Raw genomic sequence first — 18,188 nt, forward strand, 5'->3', positions numbered from 1 at the left:
TGTAGTGGCCTGGAACACCAGGGATGCCACTACATCCTGGATCGAGCGCGATCTTGCCGGAGGCGTTCCTGATCGAGCGCGATCTTGCGGGTCGCGGTCCCTGGCACCGGGGGGGTCAGTTGCGGGGTGCGTCGACGATGACCGAGCCGGTGAGGCGGTCGTGCAGCCCACGGCGGTGCTCGTCCATGATCAGGGCGGGGACGACCAGGGCCAGCAGCAGGCCCCGGAGCAGCCCCTGGAACAGCCCGATCCGCCCGCCGTCGGCCCAGCTCACGCAGCGGATCTTCGTGATGTACATGCCCGGCGTCTGGGCGAACAGGCCGAGGAAGAGGCCGTACTCGAGGATCAGCACCAGCACCGGCGCCCAGCCGTCGCGCACCGGGTCGGCGAAGATGTTGGCCACCAGCAGGCAGAGCACCCAGTCGATGATCAGCGCTCCGAACCGCCGACCGAGGCTCGGCGAGGTGAAGGAGGGGTCGGTGGCGGGCGCTGCCGTGGCGTGCGGGTTGGTCACAGCGGTCAAGGGTATCCGCGTCGGGATCGGGGCTTTCGGGTGCCGCCCCTCGCCGCGTGCCTAATCGGGCTAATCGCATCAGATGTCATTACAATGGCACAGCCGGTACGGCGTTCGCGGCGGGCCGAAAGCGGTGGAAGAGCGTCGCTGACGCTCCGCGAGCGACGTAACACGGCAGAAACATCGGAGACATGGCCGGGCAACCGCTTGGGAATAGCGTCGCCAGAAGCCTAGCCACCCAGTGGACGTGCCAGGAGGACGTGTGTTCGCCAATCCCGAGGAACTGCTGCGATACCTCAAGAACGAGGACGTGAAGTTCGTCGACGTACGTTTCTGTGACCTGCCCGGCGTGATGCAGCACTTCAATCTGCCGGTCGAGTCCGTCAACGACGAGCTCTTCACCGACGGCCTCGCGTTCGACGGTTCGTCGATCCGCGGTTTCCAGGCGATCCACGAGTCGGACATGCTCCTGCTCCCGGACGTCGCCACCGCGTTCATCGACCCGTTCCGGGCGCAGAAGACCCTCGCCCTGAACTTCTTCATCCACGACCCGTTCACCCGCGAGGCCTACACCCGCGACCCGCGCAACGTCGCGAAGAAGGCCGAGGCGTACCTCGCGGCCAGCGGCATCGCCGACACCGCCTACTTCGGCGCCGAGGCCGAGTTCTACATCTTCGACTCGATCCGCCACGAAACCTCGGCGCACCAGTCGTTCTACTACATCGACTCCATCGAGGGCGCCTGGAACTCCGGCCGCGAGGAGCCGGGCGGCAACCGCGGCTACAAGACCGCCTACAAGGGCGGCTACTTCCCGGTGCCCCCGGTCGACCACTACGCCGACCTGCGCGACTCGATCGTGCGCCGGCTGGTCGACACCGGCTTCACTGTGGAGCGTTCGCACCACGAGGTGGGCACCGCCGGCCAGTCCGAGATCAACTACCGGTTCTCCACCCTGCTGCACGCCGCCGACCAGCTTCAGCTCTTCAAGTACATCGTGAAGAACGAGGCCTGGGCGAACGGCAAGACCGCCACCTTCATGCCCAAGCCGCTGTTCGGCGACAACGGTTCCGGCATGCACACCCACCAGAGCCTCTGGCTGGGCGGTGAGCCGCTGTTCTACGACGAGACCGGCTACGCGGGCCTGTCCGACACCGCCCGCTGGTACATCGGCGGCCTGCTGCACCACGCCCCGTCGCTGCTGGCCTTCACCAACCCGACGGTCAACTCGTACCGCCGGCTGGTGCCGGGCTTCGAGGCGCCGGTCAACCTGGTCTACTCGCAGCGCAACCGCTCCGCCTGCACCCGCATCCCGGTCACCGGCAGCAACCCGAAGGCCAAGCGCGTCGAGTTCCGGGTGCCGGACCCGTCGGCCAACGTGTACCTCGCCTTCTCGGCCATGATGATGGCCGGCCTGGACGGCATCAAGAGCAAGATCGAGCCGCCGACGCCGATCGACAAGGACCTCTACGACCTCCCGCCGGAGGAGTGGGGCGACGTCAAGCAGGTCCCGGGCTCGCTGCCGGCGGTGCTCGACTCGCTGGAGGCCGACCACGACTACCTGCTCGACGGCGGCGTCTTCACGCCGGACCTGATCTCCACCTGGGTCGAGTGGAAGCGGGCCAACGAGGTCGACCCGGTGCGTCTGCGCCCGACCCCGCACGAGTTCGCCATGTATTACGACTGCTGAGCTGCCTACGACTGCTGAGCAGTCGCTCCATCACCGGCCGGCCCGGCTCCGCGATCGCGGAGCCGGGCCGGCTGCTTTATAACGCCCCCCGATATACCTTCGTCTCCGATATATTGAGGCGGTGGACACACCGCTGCGCGAACCCACCTTCCTGATCCTCACCGCGCTCGCCGTCGAACCAATGCACGGCTACGGGCTGATCGGCGAGGTCGCCGCCCTCTCCGACCACCGCGTATCCCTCCGCCCCGGGACGCTCTACGGGGCGCTCGACCGGCTGGTCGACGCCGGCCTCGTCGAGGTCGACCGGGAGGAGGTGGTGGACGGCCGGCTGCGCCGCTACTACCGGCTCTCCCCCGCTGGCGACGCGACCCTGAGCGCCGAGACCGAGCGGCTACGTCGCAACGTCGAGGCCGCGACCGCCCGGCTGGCCGAGCGGGCTCGCGCCGCCCGGCCGACCACCCCACGCGTGGCCGGAGGGTTGGCATGACTGATCTTGAGCGCCGTTACCTGCGACTGCTGTCCGCCTACCCCGCCGACTACCGGCGCGCCCGTGGCGCCGAGATCGTCGGCACCTACCTGGACCTGGCCGCACCAGGTCGACGTTGGCCCTCGCCCGCGGACGCCGTCGACGTCCTGCGCGGCGGGCTCCGCCAGCGGGTGCGCGCCACCGGCGCGGCCGACCTGGTGCCGGGCGTACGCCTCGCGGCCGTCCTGGCCCTCCTGGCCGCCACTTCGCTCGCCGGGGTCTGGACGGTGCTGGAGCTACGCCCCCCACCGCCCGAGTTCGGCGATCCAGCCGCCGGGCCGTTCGTCTCGCTCGGCATCGTGGCATGGACCGCCTGGGGGCTCGCCGCGCTGGTGCATGCCCTGGCACCCGCTCGGTGGACCCGGCGCGCCGTCGCGCTCGCGGTGCTCCTCACGCTCGCACTCGTCCCCGCCGCCGCACTCACCGGCCTGCCGCGCCCGCCACTGTTCGTGCTGCTACCGCAGGTCGGGTTGGGCCTGGTCGCACTCGGCGCACCCGACGGGCTGCCGGCGCCGCTGCGAGCGATGCCGCTGGTGGCCGCCATCGGCGCCAACCTCGCGGGGACGAATCTGTTGCACCGGCATGTGTTCGCCGGGAGCTACTACACCTGGACGGTAGTCCCGGTCCTGCCGAGCGCCGCCGTGGTGGTGCTCGGCGTGGTGGTGCTACTCGGCGTGGGGCTGGCGCTGCGCGGCGACCACCGGGGCGGCTGGGCCGTCCTGATCCTGCTCACCCCGGTGTGCCTGCTGGCCCTGCAACCGCTGGCGGGGGCGCTGGACGGCATGCCGAGCAGGTTCATCCCGAGCTGGACGGCGCTAGCCGCGACGGCTGTCCTGGTGACACTGGTCGGCCCCGCACTGCTACCGCTGGCGCTCGCCCTGCGCACCCGCTGGACCCGGCTGGCCCGGACCCACCCCAGCCTCCCCCGCTGATCATGGGGTTGGCGGCCCTTTCAGAGATCGACAGCGCCGCCAACCTCATGATCAGCGCGGCCGGGGACGCCTGCCCGGCGGGGGATGCCTGCGCAGGAGGGTCAGGGTCACGGTCAGGAACAGGGCGGTCATCGCCACGGCGCCGGGGGCCTTCGTGAAGCGGGCCAGGTTGGTGCCGTCGGGCAGGGCGAGAAAGGCCGTCACCGCGGCCGGCAGCACGAACCACGTTGTCCGGCTGGGGGTGAGCGCGAGCAGCGCCAGTGGCCAGGTCGCGTACCAGGGGTGGAAGACCGGGGACAGGACGACGGTGGCGACCAGCGCCAGCGCCGCGCCACGCAGCGCCACCCGGGGTCGTGTCACCTCGGCCTGGGTGACCCGCTGGCCGACGCCGTTCACGTCGCGCAGCGCCCGCCAGGCCCGCCACCAGAGCCCCACCAGCACCCCGGCAAGCACCAGCAGCGCGACGGCCCGGACCACCGGCACCGCGTCCGGGTCACGGCCGATCAACGCGCCGGCGTAGTCCACGACCAGGCCGACCGCGGTGGGCGGGGACGTCCACTGCTCGGAGTCCCCGCTGCGGGTCAGCCCACCCACCCAGCCGAACCCGAGACCGGACAGCGCCGAGGTGACCAGCAGCACGGCCAGCAGCCCCCCGGCCAGCCAGCCGCCGTCGCGCAGCAGCGCCCGTACGGTGTACCGGCCGTGCACGCCGGCCAGCGCGGCGAACGGCACCACCACCACGGCGCTGGCCTTCACCGTGACCGCCAGCCCGAGCAGCGCCCCGGCGAGCAGCAGCGCCGCGGGCCGCCCCGGCCGGCGGACCACCACCAGCAGCCCGCACAGCAGCAGGCCCAGCATCACGGCATCGTTGTGCGCCCCGGCCACCAGGTGCACCCCGACCAGCGGGGCGGCCAGTGCCAACCAGGCTGCCCGTCGGGTCGGCACCCCCTCCGCCCGGGCCAGCCCGGGCAGGCAGAGCGCGGCCAGCAGCAGCCCCGCCACGGCGATCACCCGCAGCAGCACGACCGTGCCGGTGAGCCCACCGCCGAGTTCGACCGCGAGCGCCGCGAGCAGGACGAAGACCGGCCCGTACGGAGCCGGCGTGTCCCGCCAGATCGGTGCCACCGCGTCCAGCCACGGGCAACCCGCCGCCGCCACCCCCACCGCGTACGGGTCGATGCCGTGCGCGTACGTCCAGCCCTGGCAGGCGTACGAGTAGACGTCCCGGCTGCCCACCGGCGGCGCGATCAGCAGCGGCAACGCCCAGAGCCCGGCGGTGACGTACGCCCACCGGGTCGACGGGGCACCTTCGCGCAGTGACCACCACGCGCCGACCAGCAGCGCGGTGCCGACGAGCCAGCAGGTCAGCGTCGCCGGCCCGTCCGGGGACCGCCAGATCGACACCGGTGTCGCGCCGAGTGGGGCGTCGGGCCGCGCCCCGCCGAGGTACCCGGCCACGGTGAGCAGGACCGCGCCGGCCAGGCCGGCGTACCGGGCGGCGCCCGCCGCCAGCGGGCTCGGTGCCACGGCGAGATCGCGGGGTGGGGCGGGCGTGGCACCGGGATCGGTCACCGGCGCACCTTCCCTCAGTCGGCGGCGACCGGCTCGCGGGCCGCCCGAGCCGACCGTACCAACCGGATGACCAGCACGATCACCAACAGCGTCATCAGCGGAGCCCCGACCGACTTGGTGAACCGGGGCAGCCCGGTGCCGTCCGCCAGCACTAGGAACGACGAGACCAGGGCGACCACGATGAACCATCCGGTCCGCCGGGCGGTCGCCGCCAGCACGGCCAGCGGCCAGATCCAGTACCAGGGGTGGAACAGCGGCGCCAGGGCGACCGTGGCGGCCAGCGCCAGGCCGGCGTGCCACAGCGGCTCCCGGGTGCGGGCCCGCCACCAGAGCCAGACCAGCAGCACCGCCAGCACCGCCATGCCGATGGCCCGGGTGACCGGCAGCGCGTCGATGTGCCCGCCGAACGGCACCGCCAGGTAGCCGACGGTCTGCCCGACGGCGGTGGACGGCGACGTCCAGGCGATCACGTCGCCGCCGCGGGCGAGCCCGCTGACCCAGCCGAAGTCCAGCCCGGCGGCGAAGGTCACCCCGACCACGCCGGCGACCGCGCCGCCGACCACCCACCCGCCGTGCCGGATCAGCGCCCGGATCGAGTACCCGCCGACGATCGCGGCCAGCGCGGCGAACGGCACCACGACCATCGCGGTCACCTTGATCGCAGCGGCGAGTCCGAGGAGCGCGCCACCGGCGAGCAGCGGGCCGGGGCGGCCGGGCCGGGAGGCCACCACCGCCAGCCCGGCGACCAGCAGGCCGACCATCAGGGCATCGTTGTGCGCGCCGGAGACCAGGTGGATGGCGACCAGCGGGCAGGCCAGCGCCAGCCAGACCGCCCGACCGGCCGGTACGCCGGCTCGTCGGGCCAGCACCGGCAGGCTGACCGCGGTGAGCGCGACCCCGGCCACCGCGATCAGCCGGAAGGCCACGATCGCGGCGGTGAGCGATCCGGTGGCCTTGATCACCGCGCCGGAGAGCACCACGAACAGCGGCCCGTAGGGCGCCGGGGTGTCCCGCCAGATGTAGGAGATGGTGTCCAGCCAGGGGCAGGGCAGGGCCGATACGCCCTGCTCGTACGGGTTGATCCCGGCGGCGTAGCTGGCGCCCTGGCAGGCGTACGCGTAGACGTCGCGGCTCGCCAGCGGCGGCGCGATGAGCAGCGGCAACAGCCAGAGCCCGACGGTGACCAGCGCCCAGCGGGTCGACGGCACCGTGTCGCGCAGCGCCCACCAGGCGCCGGCCATCAGCGCGGTGCCGACCAGCCAGAGGGCGATGACCAGCGGCCCGTCCGGCCCCTGCCAGATGCTGACCGGGGTGGCGCGCAGGGGTGAGCCGGGCAGGGCGCCGCCGAGGAACGCGGCGACGGCGAGCAGCGCCGAGCCCGCCAGTCCGGTCCAACGCGCGAGGTGGTGAGGCACGCCGGACATGCTGCCAGTACGGTGGTCGCGGTACGGAGGTGGGCATGCGGCGCAGTCGGGTGGTGGCGGTGGCCACCGGTGCCGCCGCCGTGCTCGGCGCGATCTGGCTGGCCCTGCCACTGATGGGCTCGGACCTCGCCGCGCAGGTGGCACGCGCGGACTTCTTCGCCGCCCACGGCCCCACCCCGGTGGACCTGCGCTGGTACGGCGGGGTGCAACAGTTCGGCTACAGCCTGCTGTCCCAGCCGGTGATGGCGCTGCTCGGCGTACGGGTGACCGGCGCGCTGGCCCTGCTGGCGTCGGCCGCCGCGCTGGCCGCGCTGCTGGTCCGCACCGGGGTACCCCGACCGCTGCTGGGCAGCCTGGTCGGGGTGGTCACGCTGACCGGCAACCTGATCTCCGGTCGGGTCACCTACGCCCTCGGCGTGGCGTTCGGACTGGCCGCGCTGCTCGCGCTCACCCGAGGCGTACCCCCTGGCCGGCGGCTTTCGCCCGGGTGGCGCCTCGGGTTCGCCGCGGCCGGGGCGCTGCTGGCCTCCGCGACCAGCCCGGTGGCCGGCCTCTTCGTCGGCCTCGCCGGCGCCGCGCTGCTGCTCACCCGCCGGTACGCCGAGGGCCTGGCGCTCGGGATCGTGGCGGCCGTGCCGCTGGCCGCGACCGCGCTGCTCTTCGGTGACGGCGGCTGGATGAACATCAGCGACACCGACGCGCTGCGCGCGGTGCTGACCAGCCTGGTGGTGGCCGCGCTGGTCGCGTACCGGCCGGTGCGGATCGGCGCGCTGCTCTCCGCCGCCGGGGTGCTCGCCGCCGCCCTGGTGCACACCCCGGTGGGGTTGAACGCGACCCGGCTGGCGGTGATGTTCGCGCTGCCGGTGCTGGCCGCCGCCGCCCGCCCGCCGGCCTGGCTCACCATCCGGCTGGCCCGCCGGTCCGCCGCCCGGACCACGCCGTCCGGTGGCACGCGGCGGGCCCGGCTGCTCGGCGCGGTCGGCCTGGCCGCGCTGCTGGTGGCGGTCTGCGCTTGGCAGCCGCCGGTGGTCACCGCCGACCTGCGCAGCATCAGCGACCCGACCAGCGCGCCGGGCTACCACGCGCCGCTGCGCGCGTTCCTGGCCGGGCAGCAGCTCACCGGCCGGATCGAGGTGCCACCGACCCGCAACTACTGGGAGGCGGCCCGGCTGGGCGAGGTGCCGCTGGCCCGGGGCTGGCTGCGGCAGGCCGACATCGACCGCAACCCGCTGTTCTTCACCACCGTGCCCGGGGCGGCCGGCACCGGCGTAGCGCTGACTCCGGCGAGCTACCGGGCCTGGCTGGCGGAGAACGCCGTGCAGTACGTGGCGCTGCCGGACGCCCCGCTGTCCTGGGTGGGGCGGGCCGAGGCGGACCTGGTCGAGGGCGGGTTGCCGTACCTGACGCCGGTCTGGTCGGGCCCGCACTGGCGGGTCTGGGCGGTGGCCGATCCGACGCCACTGGTCGCCGCCCCCGCCGAACTGGTCCGCGTCGACGGCGCGGCGGTGACCTTCCGCGCCCCGACCGCCGGGCCGGTGGCGATCCGGGTCCGGCACAGTCGATGGCTGGCCGCGTCCGGTGGTGCCACGGTCGCCGCCGCCGGGGACTGGACCACCGTCACCGTCCCCCGCCCCGGCGAGTACACCGTCGGCAGCTGACGCCCCTACATCTCCAGCACGCGCTGGGCGGCGGCGCGGGAGCGGCGGCCGGTACGCAGGTACTCGTCGAGGAACTCCCCCGGGTCGTCCCGGCCGAGCAGCCGGACCACCCCGGCCAGCTCCACCCCGTGCCGGGGCAGTTGGTCGCCGGCCCGGCCCCGGACCAGCATCAACGCGTTGCGGACCTGCGCGGCCAGGGACCAGCCGGCGGCCATCTCCGCGGCATCCGACGCCTCGACCAGGCCGGCCTCGGCGGCGGCCGCGAGTGCGTCGAGGGTACGCGTGCCGCGCAGCGCCGGGACCGCGCCGGCGTGCCGGAGCTGGACGAGCTGCACCGCCCACTCCACGTCCGCCAGCCCACCGCGGCCCAGCTTGGTGTGGGTGGCCGGGTCGGCGCCGCGAGGCAGCCGCTCGGTCTCCACCCGGGCCTTGATCCGACGGATCTCGACGATCTGCTCGCGGGAGAGCCCGTCGGCCGGGTAGCGCACCGGATCGATCATCGCCTCGAACTCGGCGCCCAGGTCGGCGTCGCCGCAGACGAAGCGGGCGCGCAGCAGCGCCTGCGCCTCCCACACCCGCGACCAGCGGGCGTAGTACTGCGCGTACGCCGCGAGGCTGCGCACCAGGGGACCCTGCCGGCCCTCTGGGCGCAGGTCGGCGTCGACGCCGAGCGGCGGGTCGGGCGCGGGCACGCCGAGCAGCCGGCGCAGTTCCTCGGCGATCGCGTGCGCGGCGGCGCTGGCCGCGCTCTCGCTGCTTCCGGCGGGCGGGTCGTAGACGAACAGGACGTCGGCGTCGGACAGGTAGTTCGACTCGTACCCGCCGAGCCGGCCCATGCCGATCACCGCGAACCGCAGCCCGGGCGGCGCCGGCTGACTGGCCCGGGCGGCCCGCAGCGCGGCGGCCAGGGTGGCGTCGGTGACGTCGGCGAGCGCCGCGCCGACGCCGGTGATGTCGCCCAGCCCGGGCGCTCTCCGGGTGCCGCCGTCGGGACGGGTGGGGGTGGGTGCGAGCGAGCCGGCCCGGCAGAGCAGGTCGGCGCAGGCCACCCGGACCAGCTCCCGGCGGCGCAGCGCGCGTACCGCCCGGGTGGCCTCGACGGGGTCGGCGTGCCGGCCCGCCGCCGCGAGGAACCCATCCCGGAGCACCTCGGGTGAACGCGGCACCAGCTCGTTCTCCTCGGCCAGCAGCCGCAGCGCCTCCGGGTCCCGGGCGAGCAGGTCGGCGACGTACCGGGAGAGGGCGAGGACCCGGGCCAGCCGCCGGGCGACCGGGCCGCCGTCGCGCAGCAGCCGCAGGTACCAGGGGGTGCTGCCCAGCTTGTCGGAGACCTTCCGGTAGTTGAGCAGCCCCCGGTCCGGCTCCGGCGCGTCGGCGAACTCGCTGAGCAGCACCGGCAGCAGGGTCCGCTGGATGGCCGCGGTACGGCTCACCCCGCCGGTGAGGGCCTGGAGGTGGCGCAGCGCCCCGGCCGGGTCAGCGAAGCCGAGGATCTCCAGCCGATGCCGGGCCGCCTCCGGGGTGAGCCGCAACCCGTCGGCGGGCACCCGGGCCACCGACTCCAGCAGCGGCCGGTAGAGCAGCTTGGCGTGCAGCCGGCGTACCTCGGCGGAGTGGGTGACCCACTCGGCCCGGAAGCTCTCCACGGCGCTGCGCCCCGGCGCGGCCGTGAAGCCCAGCGCGGCGGCGAGCCAGCGCAGCGCGGCCGGCTCGGTGGGCACCGTGTGCGTCCGGCGCAGGCCCTGCAACTGGAGCCGGTGCTCGACGCTGCGCAGGAAGCGGTAGCCGCGCAGCAGCGCCTCGCCGTCGGCGCGGCCGACATAGCCGCCCGCGACCAGCGCGCGCAGCGCCGGAATGGTGCCGGGTGCCCGCAGCGTCTCGTCGCCGCGGCCGTGCACCAGTTGCAGCAGCTGGACGGCGAACTCGATGTCGCGCAGACCGCCGGGGCCGCGCTTGATCTCGCGCTCCAGCTCCTTCGGCGGGATGTGGTCGATGATCCGGCGCCGCATCGCGCGGACGTCCTCGACCGCCTCGGGCCGTTCGGCCGCCCGCCAGACCAGCGGCGCGAGCTGGTCGATCCACTCCTGGGCCAGCGGCAGGTCTCCGGCGGCCGGGCGGGCCTTGAGCAGCGCCTGGAACTCCCAGGTGCGCGCCCACCGCCGGTAGTAGGCCAGGTGACTGGCGAGGGTCCGCACCAGCGGGCCCCGGTTGCCCTCGGGGCGCAGCGCGGCATCCACCGGCCACGCGACGAGCCCGCAGATGTGGATGAGCCGGGTCGCCACCGTGGTGCCGGCGGCCAGGTCGGCGTCCTCGGCGCCCACGAAGATCACATCCACGTCGGAGACGTAGTTCAGCTCACCGCCGCCGCACTTGCCCATCGCCACCACGGCCAGCCGGGGACGCGCGGTGCCGGTCGGAAGCTCCGAGACGGCGATCTCGTACGCCGCGGCCAGCGTCGCGTCGGCCAGCGCGGACAGCGCCGCCATGGTCTGCTCCAGGCCGCGCCCGCCGGTCAGGTCCGCCGCCGCGATCCGCAACAGGGCCAGCCGGTACGCGCTTCGCAGCACCGCCACCGGGTTGCCGTCGCCGGCCGGTTCCAGCCGACCCTCAGCGGTCGGCGCGAGTCCGTCCGGGGCGGTGCGCAGCGCGGCGCAGTGCTCGGGGTGGGCCACCAGGTGGTCGCCGAGCGCCGACGAGGCGCCGAGCACCGCGATCAGCCGCCGCCGCAACCCGGGGTCGGCGTGCAGCTCCGCCAGCAGCGGCGACCGGGCCAGGGCGTCGCTCTCGGCGGTCACCGCGCTGGTCGCACCCAATCCGGTGCCGCCGTTCGCGCGGCGTTCGGCCTCCACGATGCGGTGCAGCTGACGCAGCGCCAGGTCGGGGTCGGCAGCTCGGGACAGCGCCGCCAGCAACTCCGTGGCCAACTCGTCGACCGGCTCCTGCTCTACCGGTCGCCACAGCCGCAGGCCGTCCGGGCCGAGCAGGTCGGCGGCGCGCGCCCCACCGTCGCCCTCGGCGGTGCCGAAGCCGTACCGGGCGAGCCGGCCCGGCGCCCTGGTCGGCCGGCTCATCAGTGCCCGAGCAGCGGCAGGCCACGCCGCGTCGTGCTGTCGTCCAACTCGCCGAGCGCCAGCGCGGCGAACCGCGCGGCGAACGGTTGCCAAACCTCCTCGACGTCCGCCATCACCGAGGCGCAGGCCGCGACCACCAGCTCCGGGTCGTAGCCCAGGTCGGCGAGGAGGGTCGAGTCGGCGGCCCAGTCGGCGATCATCGCGGTGTCGCACTCGATGTGGAACTGCAGCCCCCAGGCCCGGTCGCCGAGCCGGAACGCCTGGTTCGGGTAGCGGGTGGAGGCGGCCAGCAGGGTGGCACCCCGAGGCAGCTCGGTGATCTCGTCGGAGTGCCACTGGAGCACGTCCGGAATCAGCGGCACGTACCGGAACAGCGGATCGTCTCCGGCGGCGTCCCGCTTGCCGACCACGCCGGGGCCGACCTCCGGCCCGGACGGGCTGCGTTCGACCAGCCCGGCGTGCGCGGTGGCGAGCAGTTGCGCGCCCAGGCACACGGCCAGGGTCGGCACCCGGTACCGGACCGCCTTGCGGAGCAGCCCTTCCACCGCGGGGAACCAGGGTGCGCCGGGCGAGCCGTCCGGCAGCGGGTACGCCTGCTGGTCGCCGCCGAGCACCACCAACGCCGCGTACCCCTCCAGATCGGCGGGGAGCTCGTCGCCGGCGTGCGGGCGGACCACCCACAGCTCCAGCCCTGCCTCGGTCAGCCACTCACCCAGTCGGCGCGGGTCGTCCGTCGGGTCGTTCTCGATCACCAGCGCAGTTGCCACTCGTCGAGGCTAGCCGGTGCACCACGCGGCGCCACGCCCCGCCACGGTCCCGCACCGGGCGCCGCCGGGCGCCGCCGACGTGCGCGGCCCTCCGGACGGCGGGGTCGTTAGGCTCTGCGGTTGTGATCAGCGAGGACCGTGCCGCCGTCCGCCCGCCCGTGCTGCGCCCGGGTGACACGGTGCTGCTGGTGTCGCCGTCCGGGCCCACCTCCCCGGAACGGGTGGCGCGCGGGATGGAGCTGCTCACCGGCTGGGGCCTGCGGCCCGTGCCGGCGCCGAACGCGTACGCCCGGCAGGGCTACCTGGCCGGCGCGGACGAGCTGCGCGCCGCCGACCTGAACGCGGCGTTCGCCGACCCCCAGGTGCGCGGGGTGATCTGCACGCGCGGCGGGTACGGCGTCCAGCGGGTGGTGGACGCCATCGACATGGCCGCCGTCAGCCGCGACCCGAAGGTGGTGGCCGGCTTCTCCGACATCACCGCGCTGCAGTTCGCGCTCTGGCGGGGTGCCCGGTTGGCCGGCGTGCACGGCCCGGGAGCGGCCTGGCGGGACGAGCGCACCCCGCTGCGCTCGGCCGAGTCGCTGCACGCCGCGCTGATGACGACCGAGCCGGTGACGGTCGCCGCCGTACCCGGCGAGGAGACCTTTCCGGTACGCGTACCGGGCCACACCACCGGCACCCTGCTCGGCGGCAACCTGTGCATGATCGCCGCGTCGATCGGCACGCCGGACCTGCCCGACCTGACCGGAGCGGTGCTGCTGGTCGAGGACGTGCAGGAGCCCCCGTACAAGGTCGACCGGATGCTCACCCAGCTGCGCCGGGCCGGCGCGCTGGACGGCCTGGCCGGGGTCGCGGTCGGGCAGTTCACTGACTGCGCCGACGGCTGGGAGACCACGATCGCCGACGTGCTCACCGAACGCCTCGGCGACCTCGGCGTACCGGTGCTCGGCGGGCTGCCGATCGGCCACGGCCCCGGCCAGCTCACCGTCCCCGTCGGCACCCCGGCCACCCTCGACACCGACGCCGGCACCCTCACCGTCGCCCCCGCCGTCGTCTGACTTCCCTGGTCCCCGTGGCCGGCGACGTGCTCAGGGGGTGAGGCAGGCCAGGCGGCCGATTTCCAGCGCGGCGTGGACTGTGCCGTCGGACGCGACCGTCAGGCCGTGCGGCTCGGAGTTCGGGGTGGGCAGCTCGTAGGTGTCGACCCGGCCGGTCGGGTCGACGTGGCCGATCCGGTTGCCGGCCCACTCGGTGAACCAGGCGCCGCCGGCCGGATCGGCGACGATGGCGTGCGGCCGGGCCGTCCGGTCCGGCAGCGGGTACTCCTCGATCCGGCCGTCCGGGGTGATCCGGCCGACCTGACCGGCGGCGATCTCCACGAACCAGAGCGCCCCGTCCACGCCCGCGGTGATACCGACCGGCGCGGCACCCTCGGTGGGCAGCGGATGCACACGCACCACCCCGTCCATGCCGACCCGGGCGATCGCGTTCGCCTGGTTGAGCGTGCACCAGACGGCGTCGTCCGGCCCGGCCGCCACCATCGAGGCGAACGCGCCGGAGACCGGTAGCCGCACCTCGGTGACCACGCCGTCGGTGCTCACCCGGCCGACGGTGTCGGAGCTCATGCCGGCGTACCAGAGGGCGCCGTCCGGGCCCGCGGCGATGCCGCACGGGCCGGTGCCGGCCGGCAGAACGACCTCGCTCTGCTCTCCGTCGGTCGTGATCCGGCCGATCCGGTCGTCCCCGGAGCGGGTGAACCAGAGTGCGCCGTCCGGGCCGGGCGTGACGATCAACGGCCGGCTACCCGGGCCGCCGACCGGCCAGCGGCGCACCGAACCGTCCGCGGCCACCCGGGCGAGCGCGCCAGCGTGGACCAGGGTCAGCCAGAGCGCCCCGTCGGGGCCGGTCGTGATGCCGTACGGCCCGGCCTGCGGATCGCTGAGCGGGATTTCCCGGATCACGGTGGATGTCACGAGAGCTGCCTTCCGTCGATGGATTTCCGGTCGACCGGCCCGCGCGGCTCGGCCAGCCGGGCACGGCGAGCAATCACCTTTGCCCACCGGCCGTACCGGGGCAACAGGTTTGTCCCATTTCCCTGGCCGAATTGCCAGCCTGCGGACAGGTTCGCCACGGGTTGCACCCAGCCCAGCCGGTCACGGTCGGTAACGACATCGCAACACCACCGAGCACCTGGAGGAGAGCATGTCCCGCACCATCCGCAAGAAGCACCTGCTGGCCGGCCTGGCCACCGCTGGCGTCCTCGGCGTGGGCATCGCAGCCCCGACGATGGCGTTCGCCGCGGACGCCGGCACGCCGACCCCGAGCGCCAGCAGCACTGCCGAGAAGCCGGAGTCGAAGGCCGACCGGCAGGGCGAGTTCGCCGAGGCGCTCGCCAAGGAGCTGGGCGTCTCCACCGACAAGGTGACCGCCGCGCTGGACAAGGTCCGCGAGCAGAAGGACGCCGACCGTCCGGAGCGGCCGGAGCGGCCGTCCACCGAGGACCGCCAGGCCGCGCTCAAGGAGCGGCTGGACCAGGCGGTCGAGGACGGCAAGCTCACCCAGGAGCAGGCCGACGCGATCACCAAGGCCGTCGAGGCCGGCGTCTTCCCCGGTGGCGACGGTCACCGCGGACCGGGCGGTCACGGCGGACCGGGTAACGGCGGCCCTGGCGGCACCGGCGGCCCTGGCGGCACCGACGGCCCCGAGGGCACCGACAACCCCGAGGGTACGACCGGCAAGTGATCGTCGGCGGCGCCGCCCTGACATCGGGCGGCGCCGCCCCAGCCGGACCAGTTGCGGTGGCATGGCGGTGTCCGGGTTACCCGGGCACCGCCATTACGCCGAACCGGCGCCGGTCCCGACTGTCAGGATCCGGCGGGCACCGGCGGGGGCGTGAAGACCCCGACGTGGTTGCCGGCCGGGTCGAGCAGGTGGGCGAAGGTGAGCCCGTTGTCGTTCACCTTCACCGGCACCAGCACCTTGCCGCCGGCCGCCTCGGCCCGCTGGCAGGTCCCCGCCACGTCGTTCACCTGCACATAGAAGATCGCGTAGTTCGGCCCCTGCCCGCCGGTGCCCCGAATCGCGCCGCCGATCCCCTCGCCGGCACCACCCTCGGTCGTCCGGTACGACGCGCCGCCGGCGCCCTCCTCGGTGAAGGTCCACCCGAACAGGTCGCCATAGAACCGCTGCGCCACGTCTGACCGATCCGTGCCGATCTCGAACCAGGTCACCCCGCTGCTGGTGGTCATGTCTGGCCTCTCGTTTCCGCGCGCCGGCCGGTCGGCGGCGCCGTCAGGAGTCAGCCTCGACCCCGCCCGCGACACCGTCCTGTCGGTGTTTCCCCGGCAGTGCGGACGGATCCACCACCAGTTTTCAGACCAGGCTCAGCGCCCGGACCCGCTCGCGCGGGATGTCCAGGTCGGCCGGGCGCAACTCCCGGGCCACCACCACCTCGGGCAACGCCCGGACACTCCGGATCCGGTCGGTGCGGAAGCAGCGCAGCTCATCGCGCAGCCGGCACCAGGCGAGCAGATACCAGTGTCGGGGGTTGCCCAGGTAGCCGAGCGGCTCGACGTCGCGTACCGAGTCGGCGCCGTCCCGGTCGGCGTACCGGATGCGCAGCACCCGCCGCGCGACGACCGCGTCGGCGACGATGGCCGGGACGGGCGTGGCCGGCCCGTCGCCGATCAGGTGCACCCGGCCGGCGAGCCGGTGCGCCTCGGCCGCGTCGGCGGCCGGCAGCACCGCCACCAGCTTGCGCAGCGCGGTGGCACCCGGCGCGGCGAACGGCGTGCCGGCGAGCCGGTGCAGCGCGACGGCCATGGCCACCGCCTCGCCGGGCGTCAGGTTGACCGGGGGCAGGGTGCGGGCGCGGTCCACCACGTAGCCCCCGGTGCGCCCGGGCTCGGCCCAGATCGGCACCCCGGCCTCCTGCAACGCGCCGATGTCGCGCTCGATGGTCCGGCTGCTGACCTCGAAGCGCGCGGCCAGCCAGCGGGCGCTGCGCGGACGTGGCGAGACCGCGCGCAACTCCTCGACCAGGGCGTAGAGGCGGTCCGTGCGGTTCATGGCCCGCACGCTACGGACGGGGTACGACGACCGCGCTCAGGCGATGCAGGCGCAGACGATCAGCGCCGCTCCAAAATGGGTGGCGGCGCTGACCCGGGCCGCCGGATGCGGCTCGTCCGAGCAGATGATCTCGCCAAGCTTGCCCGGGGTGAGCAGATCGAGCACGAAGAAGGCCAGTGCCATGATGGCCAGCCCGACGAACCCGAACACCACGGTGGAGGCGAGCCCCTTGCCGAAGTCGCTGTAGCTGGTGAGGATCGCGGTGAAGACAATCCCGGCGATACCGAGCTGGTTGGCGGCCAGCAGCAGCCCCGCGTTGGCGTTGCGGCGCACCCAGATCAGCTCCCGCAGCCGCCCCGGTGTGAGCAGGTCGACCAGCACGAAGCCGGCCGCCATCAGCCCTACGCCGACGATCCCGAACACGACGCTCTGCCAGGCACCGCTGAGCAGATCCTCCAGCACCGACTGCCTCCCGAATCTCCGCCCGGAGGGGTACCGGCGCGGTGATCGAGACGATAGCGGCAGCACGGAACCGCGTCAGCCCCGCGTGGCTACAGCGCCAGGTAACGCTGCCGCTCGTACGGGGTGACCTCGCGGCGGTACTGCTCCCACTCGGCCCGCTTGTTGCGCAGGAAGAAGTCGAAGACGTGCTCGCCGAGCACCTCGGCGACCAATTCGGACCCGGCCATCACGTCGATCGCCTCGGCGAGGTTCTCCGGCAGCGCTTCGTACCCCATCGCGCGCCGCTCGGCGCTGGTCAGCGACCAGACGTCGTCCTCGGCGCCCGGCGGCAGCTCGTAGCCCTCCTCGATGCCCTTCAGGCCGGCGCCGAGCAGCACCGCGAAGGCGAGGTACGGATTGGCCGCCGAGTCCAGCGAGCGGACCTCCACGCGGGCCGAGTTGGGCTTGCCGTACGCGGGCACCCGGACCAGCGCGGACCGGTTCAGGTGACCCCAGCAGACGTACGCCGGGCTCTCGGTGATCCGGTCGGGCAGTGCCTGCGGGAAGAGCCGCTTGTACGAGTTGACCCACTGGTTGGTGACCGCCGTGTACTCCCGCGCGTGCACCAGCAGGCCGGCGATGAAGGACTTCGCCACCTTGGAGAGCTTCATCGGGTCGCCGCCGTCGTGGAAGGCGTTGCGCTCCCCCTCGAACAGCGACAGGTGGGTGTGCATGCCGCTGCCCGGCTGGTCGGTGAACGGCTTCGGCATGAAGCTGGCCTGCACGCCGGTGGAGAGCGCCACCTCCTTGACCACGTGCCGGAAGGTCATGATGTTGTCGGCGGTGGTGAGCGCGTCGGCGTAGCGCAGGTCGATCTCCTGCTGGCCGGGGGCGACCTCGTGGTGGCTGAACTCCACCGAGATGCCGATCCGCTCCAGCGCCAGCACCCCTTGCCGGCGGAAGTCCCGGGCGACGGCGTGGGTGGTGTGCTCGAAGTAGCCGCCGGTGTCCACCGGGATGGGCACCGAGCCGTCCTGCGGGCCGTTCTCCAACAGGAAGAACTCGATCTCGGGGTGGGTGTAGAAGGTGAAGCCCTTCTCGGCGGCCTTGGACAGCGCGCGGCGCAGCACGTGCCGGGGATCCGCCCAGGATGGCCCGCCGTCGGGCAGCAGGATGTCGCAGAACATCCGGGCGCTCTCGCCGCTGACCCCGCCCTCGAACGGGAAGACCTGGAAGGTGGTCGGGTCGGGCATGGCCACCATGTCCGATTCGAAGACCCGGGCGAAGCCCTCGATCGCCGAGCCGTCGAAGCCGATGCCCTCCTCGAAGGCCGCCTCCAGCTCGGCGGGTGCCACCGAGACGCTCTTGAGCGTGCCCAGCACGTCGGTGAACCACAGCCGGACGAACCGGATGTCCCGCTCTTCCAGCGTACGGAGGACGAACTCCTGCTGACGGTCCACTTCCACCCCTCGCAACACCTGTTTGCAATCGCCTGCCGGCCGGCCCGGCCTGACCGACCAGTCTTCAT

General features: G+C 73.9%; 16 protein-coding genes. 6 read left to right on the forward strand and 10 right to left on the reverse strand.

Features of this window, described 5'->3' with window-relative positions:
• Positions 1-115: 115 nt before the first annotated feature.
• Positions 116-514, reverse strand: a complete 399-nt coding sequence (locus tag OG470_RS35515; RefSeq protein WP_328418999.1) for an RDD family protein — start codon at positions 512-514, stop codon at positions 116-118.
• A 262-nt stretch (positions 515-776) separates the two neighbouring features.
• On the opposite strand from OG470_RS35515, the gene glnA (OG470_RS35520) reads away from it, so the two are divergent.
• The 3 genes from glnA (OG470_RS35520) (at position 777) to OG470_RS35530 (ending at position 3,659) form a co-directional block, all read left to right on the forward strand.
• Positions 777-2,201, forward strand: a complete 1,425-nt coding sequence (glnA, locus tag OG470_RS35520) for a type I glutamate--ammonia ligase (RefSeq protein ID WP_328419000.1) — start codon at positions 777-779, stop codon at positions 2,199-2,201.
• 121 nt (positions 2,202-2,322) lie between these two features.
• Entirely contained in the window at positions 2,323-2,688 is a 366-nt protein-coding gene (locus OG470_RS35525) for a PadR family transcriptional regulator (RefSeq protein WP_328419001.1), read from the forward strand.
• Entirely contained in the window at positions 2,685-3,659 is a 975-nt protein-coding gene (locus OG470_RS35530; protein ID WP_328419002.1) for a hypothetical protein, read from the forward strand. Before OG470_RS35525 ends, OG470_RS35530 begins: the two co-directional genes overlap by 4 nt.
• 51 nt (positions 3,660-3,710) lie before the next feature.
• Here OG470_RS35530 and mptB (OG470_RS35535) read toward each other — a convergent pair whose 3' ends face one another.
• Both mptB (OG470_RS35535) and mptB (OG470_RS35540) read right to left on the reverse strand, forming a co-directional pair.
• A complete protein-coding gene (gene mptB, locus OG470_RS35535; protein WP_442931021.1) occupies positions 3,711-5,231 on the reverse strand; it encodes a polyprenol phosphomannose-dependent alpha 1,6 mannosyltransferase MptB in 1,521 nt (506 codons plus the stop codon).
• Positions 5,232-5,245: 14 nt separating this feature from the next.
• Positions 5,246-6,646 carry a polyprenol phosphomannose-dependent alpha 1,6 mannosyltransferase MptB gene (mptB, locus tag OG470_RS35540; protein WP_328419003.1) on the reverse strand — a complete coding sequence of 467 codons (1,401 nt, stop codon included), beginning with the start codon at positions 6,644-6,646 and terminating at the stop codon, positions 5,246-5,248.
• 44 nt (positions 6,647-6,690) lie between these two features.
• Here mptB (OG470_RS35540) and OG470_RS35545 point away from each other — a divergent pair, with 44 nt between their 5' ends.
• Positions 6,691-8,313, forward strand: a complete 1,623-nt coding sequence (locus OG470_RS35545; protein WP_328419004.1) for a hypothetical protein — start codon at positions 6,691-6,693, stop codon at positions 8,311-8,313.
• 5 nt (positions 8,314-8,318) lie between these two features.
• Here the strand turns inward: OG470_RS35545 and OG470_RS35550 are convergent, their stop codons facing one another.
• Complete coding sequence (locus OG470_RS35550) at positions 8,319-11,384, reverse strand: bifunctional [glutamine synthetase] adenylyltransferase/[glutamine synthetase]-adenylyl-L-tyrosine phosphorylase (RefSeq protein WP_328419005.1); 3,066 nt, start codon at positions 11,382-11,384, stop codon at positions 8,319-8,321.
• A complete protein-coding gene (locus OG470_RS35555) occupies positions 11,384-12,151 on the reverse strand; it encodes a type 1 glutamine amidotransferase (RefSeq protein WP_328419006.1) in 768 nt (255 codons plus the stop codon). The genes OG470_RS35550 and OG470_RS35555 overlap by 1 nt, the downstream gene beginning before the upstream one ends.
• A gap of 122 nt (positions 12,152-12,273) precedes the next feature.
• Here OG470_RS35555 and OG470_RS35560 point away from each other — a divergent pair, with 122 nt between their 5' ends.
• Positions 12,274-13,209 (forward strand): S66 peptidase family protein, encoded by a 936-nt coding sequence (locus OG470_RS35560; RefSeq protein ID WP_328419007.1) that lies wholly within the window; start codon positions 12,274-12,276, stop codon positions 13,207-13,209.
• A gap of 30 nt (positions 13,210-13,239) precedes the next feature.
• On the opposite strand, the gene OG470_RS35565 is transcribed toward OG470_RS35560, so the two are convergent.
• Complete coding sequence (locus OG470_RS35565) at positions 13,240-14,124, reverse strand: Vgb family protein (RefSeq protein WP_328419008.1); 885 nt, start codon at positions 14,122-14,124, stop codon at positions 13,240-13,242.
• Between the two features lie 229 nt (positions 14,125-14,353).
• Here OG470_RS35565 and OG470_RS35570 point away from each other — a divergent pair, with 229 nt between their 5' ends.
• Positions 14,354-14,893: a hypothetical protein gene (locus OG470_RS35570; protein WP_328419009.1), complete on the forward strand. Its 540-nt coding sequence runs from the start codon at positions 14,354-14,356 to the stop codon at positions 14,891-14,893.
• A 122-nt stretch (positions 14,894-15,015) separates the two neighbouring features.
• On the opposite strand, the gene OG470_RS35575 is transcribed toward OG470_RS35570, so the two are convergent.
• The 4 genes from OG470_RS35575 to glnA (OG470_RS35590) form a co-directional block, all read right to left on the reverse strand.
• Positions 15,016-15,399: a VOC family protein gene (locus OG470_RS35575; RefSeq protein WP_328419010.1), complete on the reverse strand. Its 384-nt coding sequence runs from the start codon at positions 15,397-15,399 to the stop codon at positions 15,016-15,018.
• 124 nt (positions 15,400-15,523) lie between these two features.
• Positions 15,524-16,219, reverse strand: a complete 696-nt coding sequence (locus OG470_RS35580; RefSeq protein WP_328419011.1) for a helix-turn-helix transcriptional regulator — start codon at positions 16,217-16,219, stop codon at positions 15,524-15,526.
• Positions 16,220-16,255: 36 nt separating this feature from the next.
• Entirely contained in the window at positions 16,256-16,681 is a 426-nt protein-coding gene (locus OG470_RS35585) for a DUF350 domain-containing protein (protein ID WP_328419012.1), read from the reverse strand.
• An 89-nt stretch (positions 16,682-16,770) separates the two neighbouring features.
• Positions 16,771-18,120, reverse strand: coding sequence for a type I glutamate--ammonia ligase (gene glnA / locus OG470_RS35590; RefSeq protein ID WP_328419013.1), 1,350 nt, complete (start codon positions 18,118-18,120; stop codon positions 16,771-16,773).
• Positions 18,121-18,188: the final 68 nt, after the last annotated feature.

The organism is Micromonospora sp. NBC_00389, assembly GCF_036059255.1.
GTDB lineage: Bacteria > Actinomycetota > Actinomycetes > Mycobacteriales > Micromonosporaceae > Micromonospora.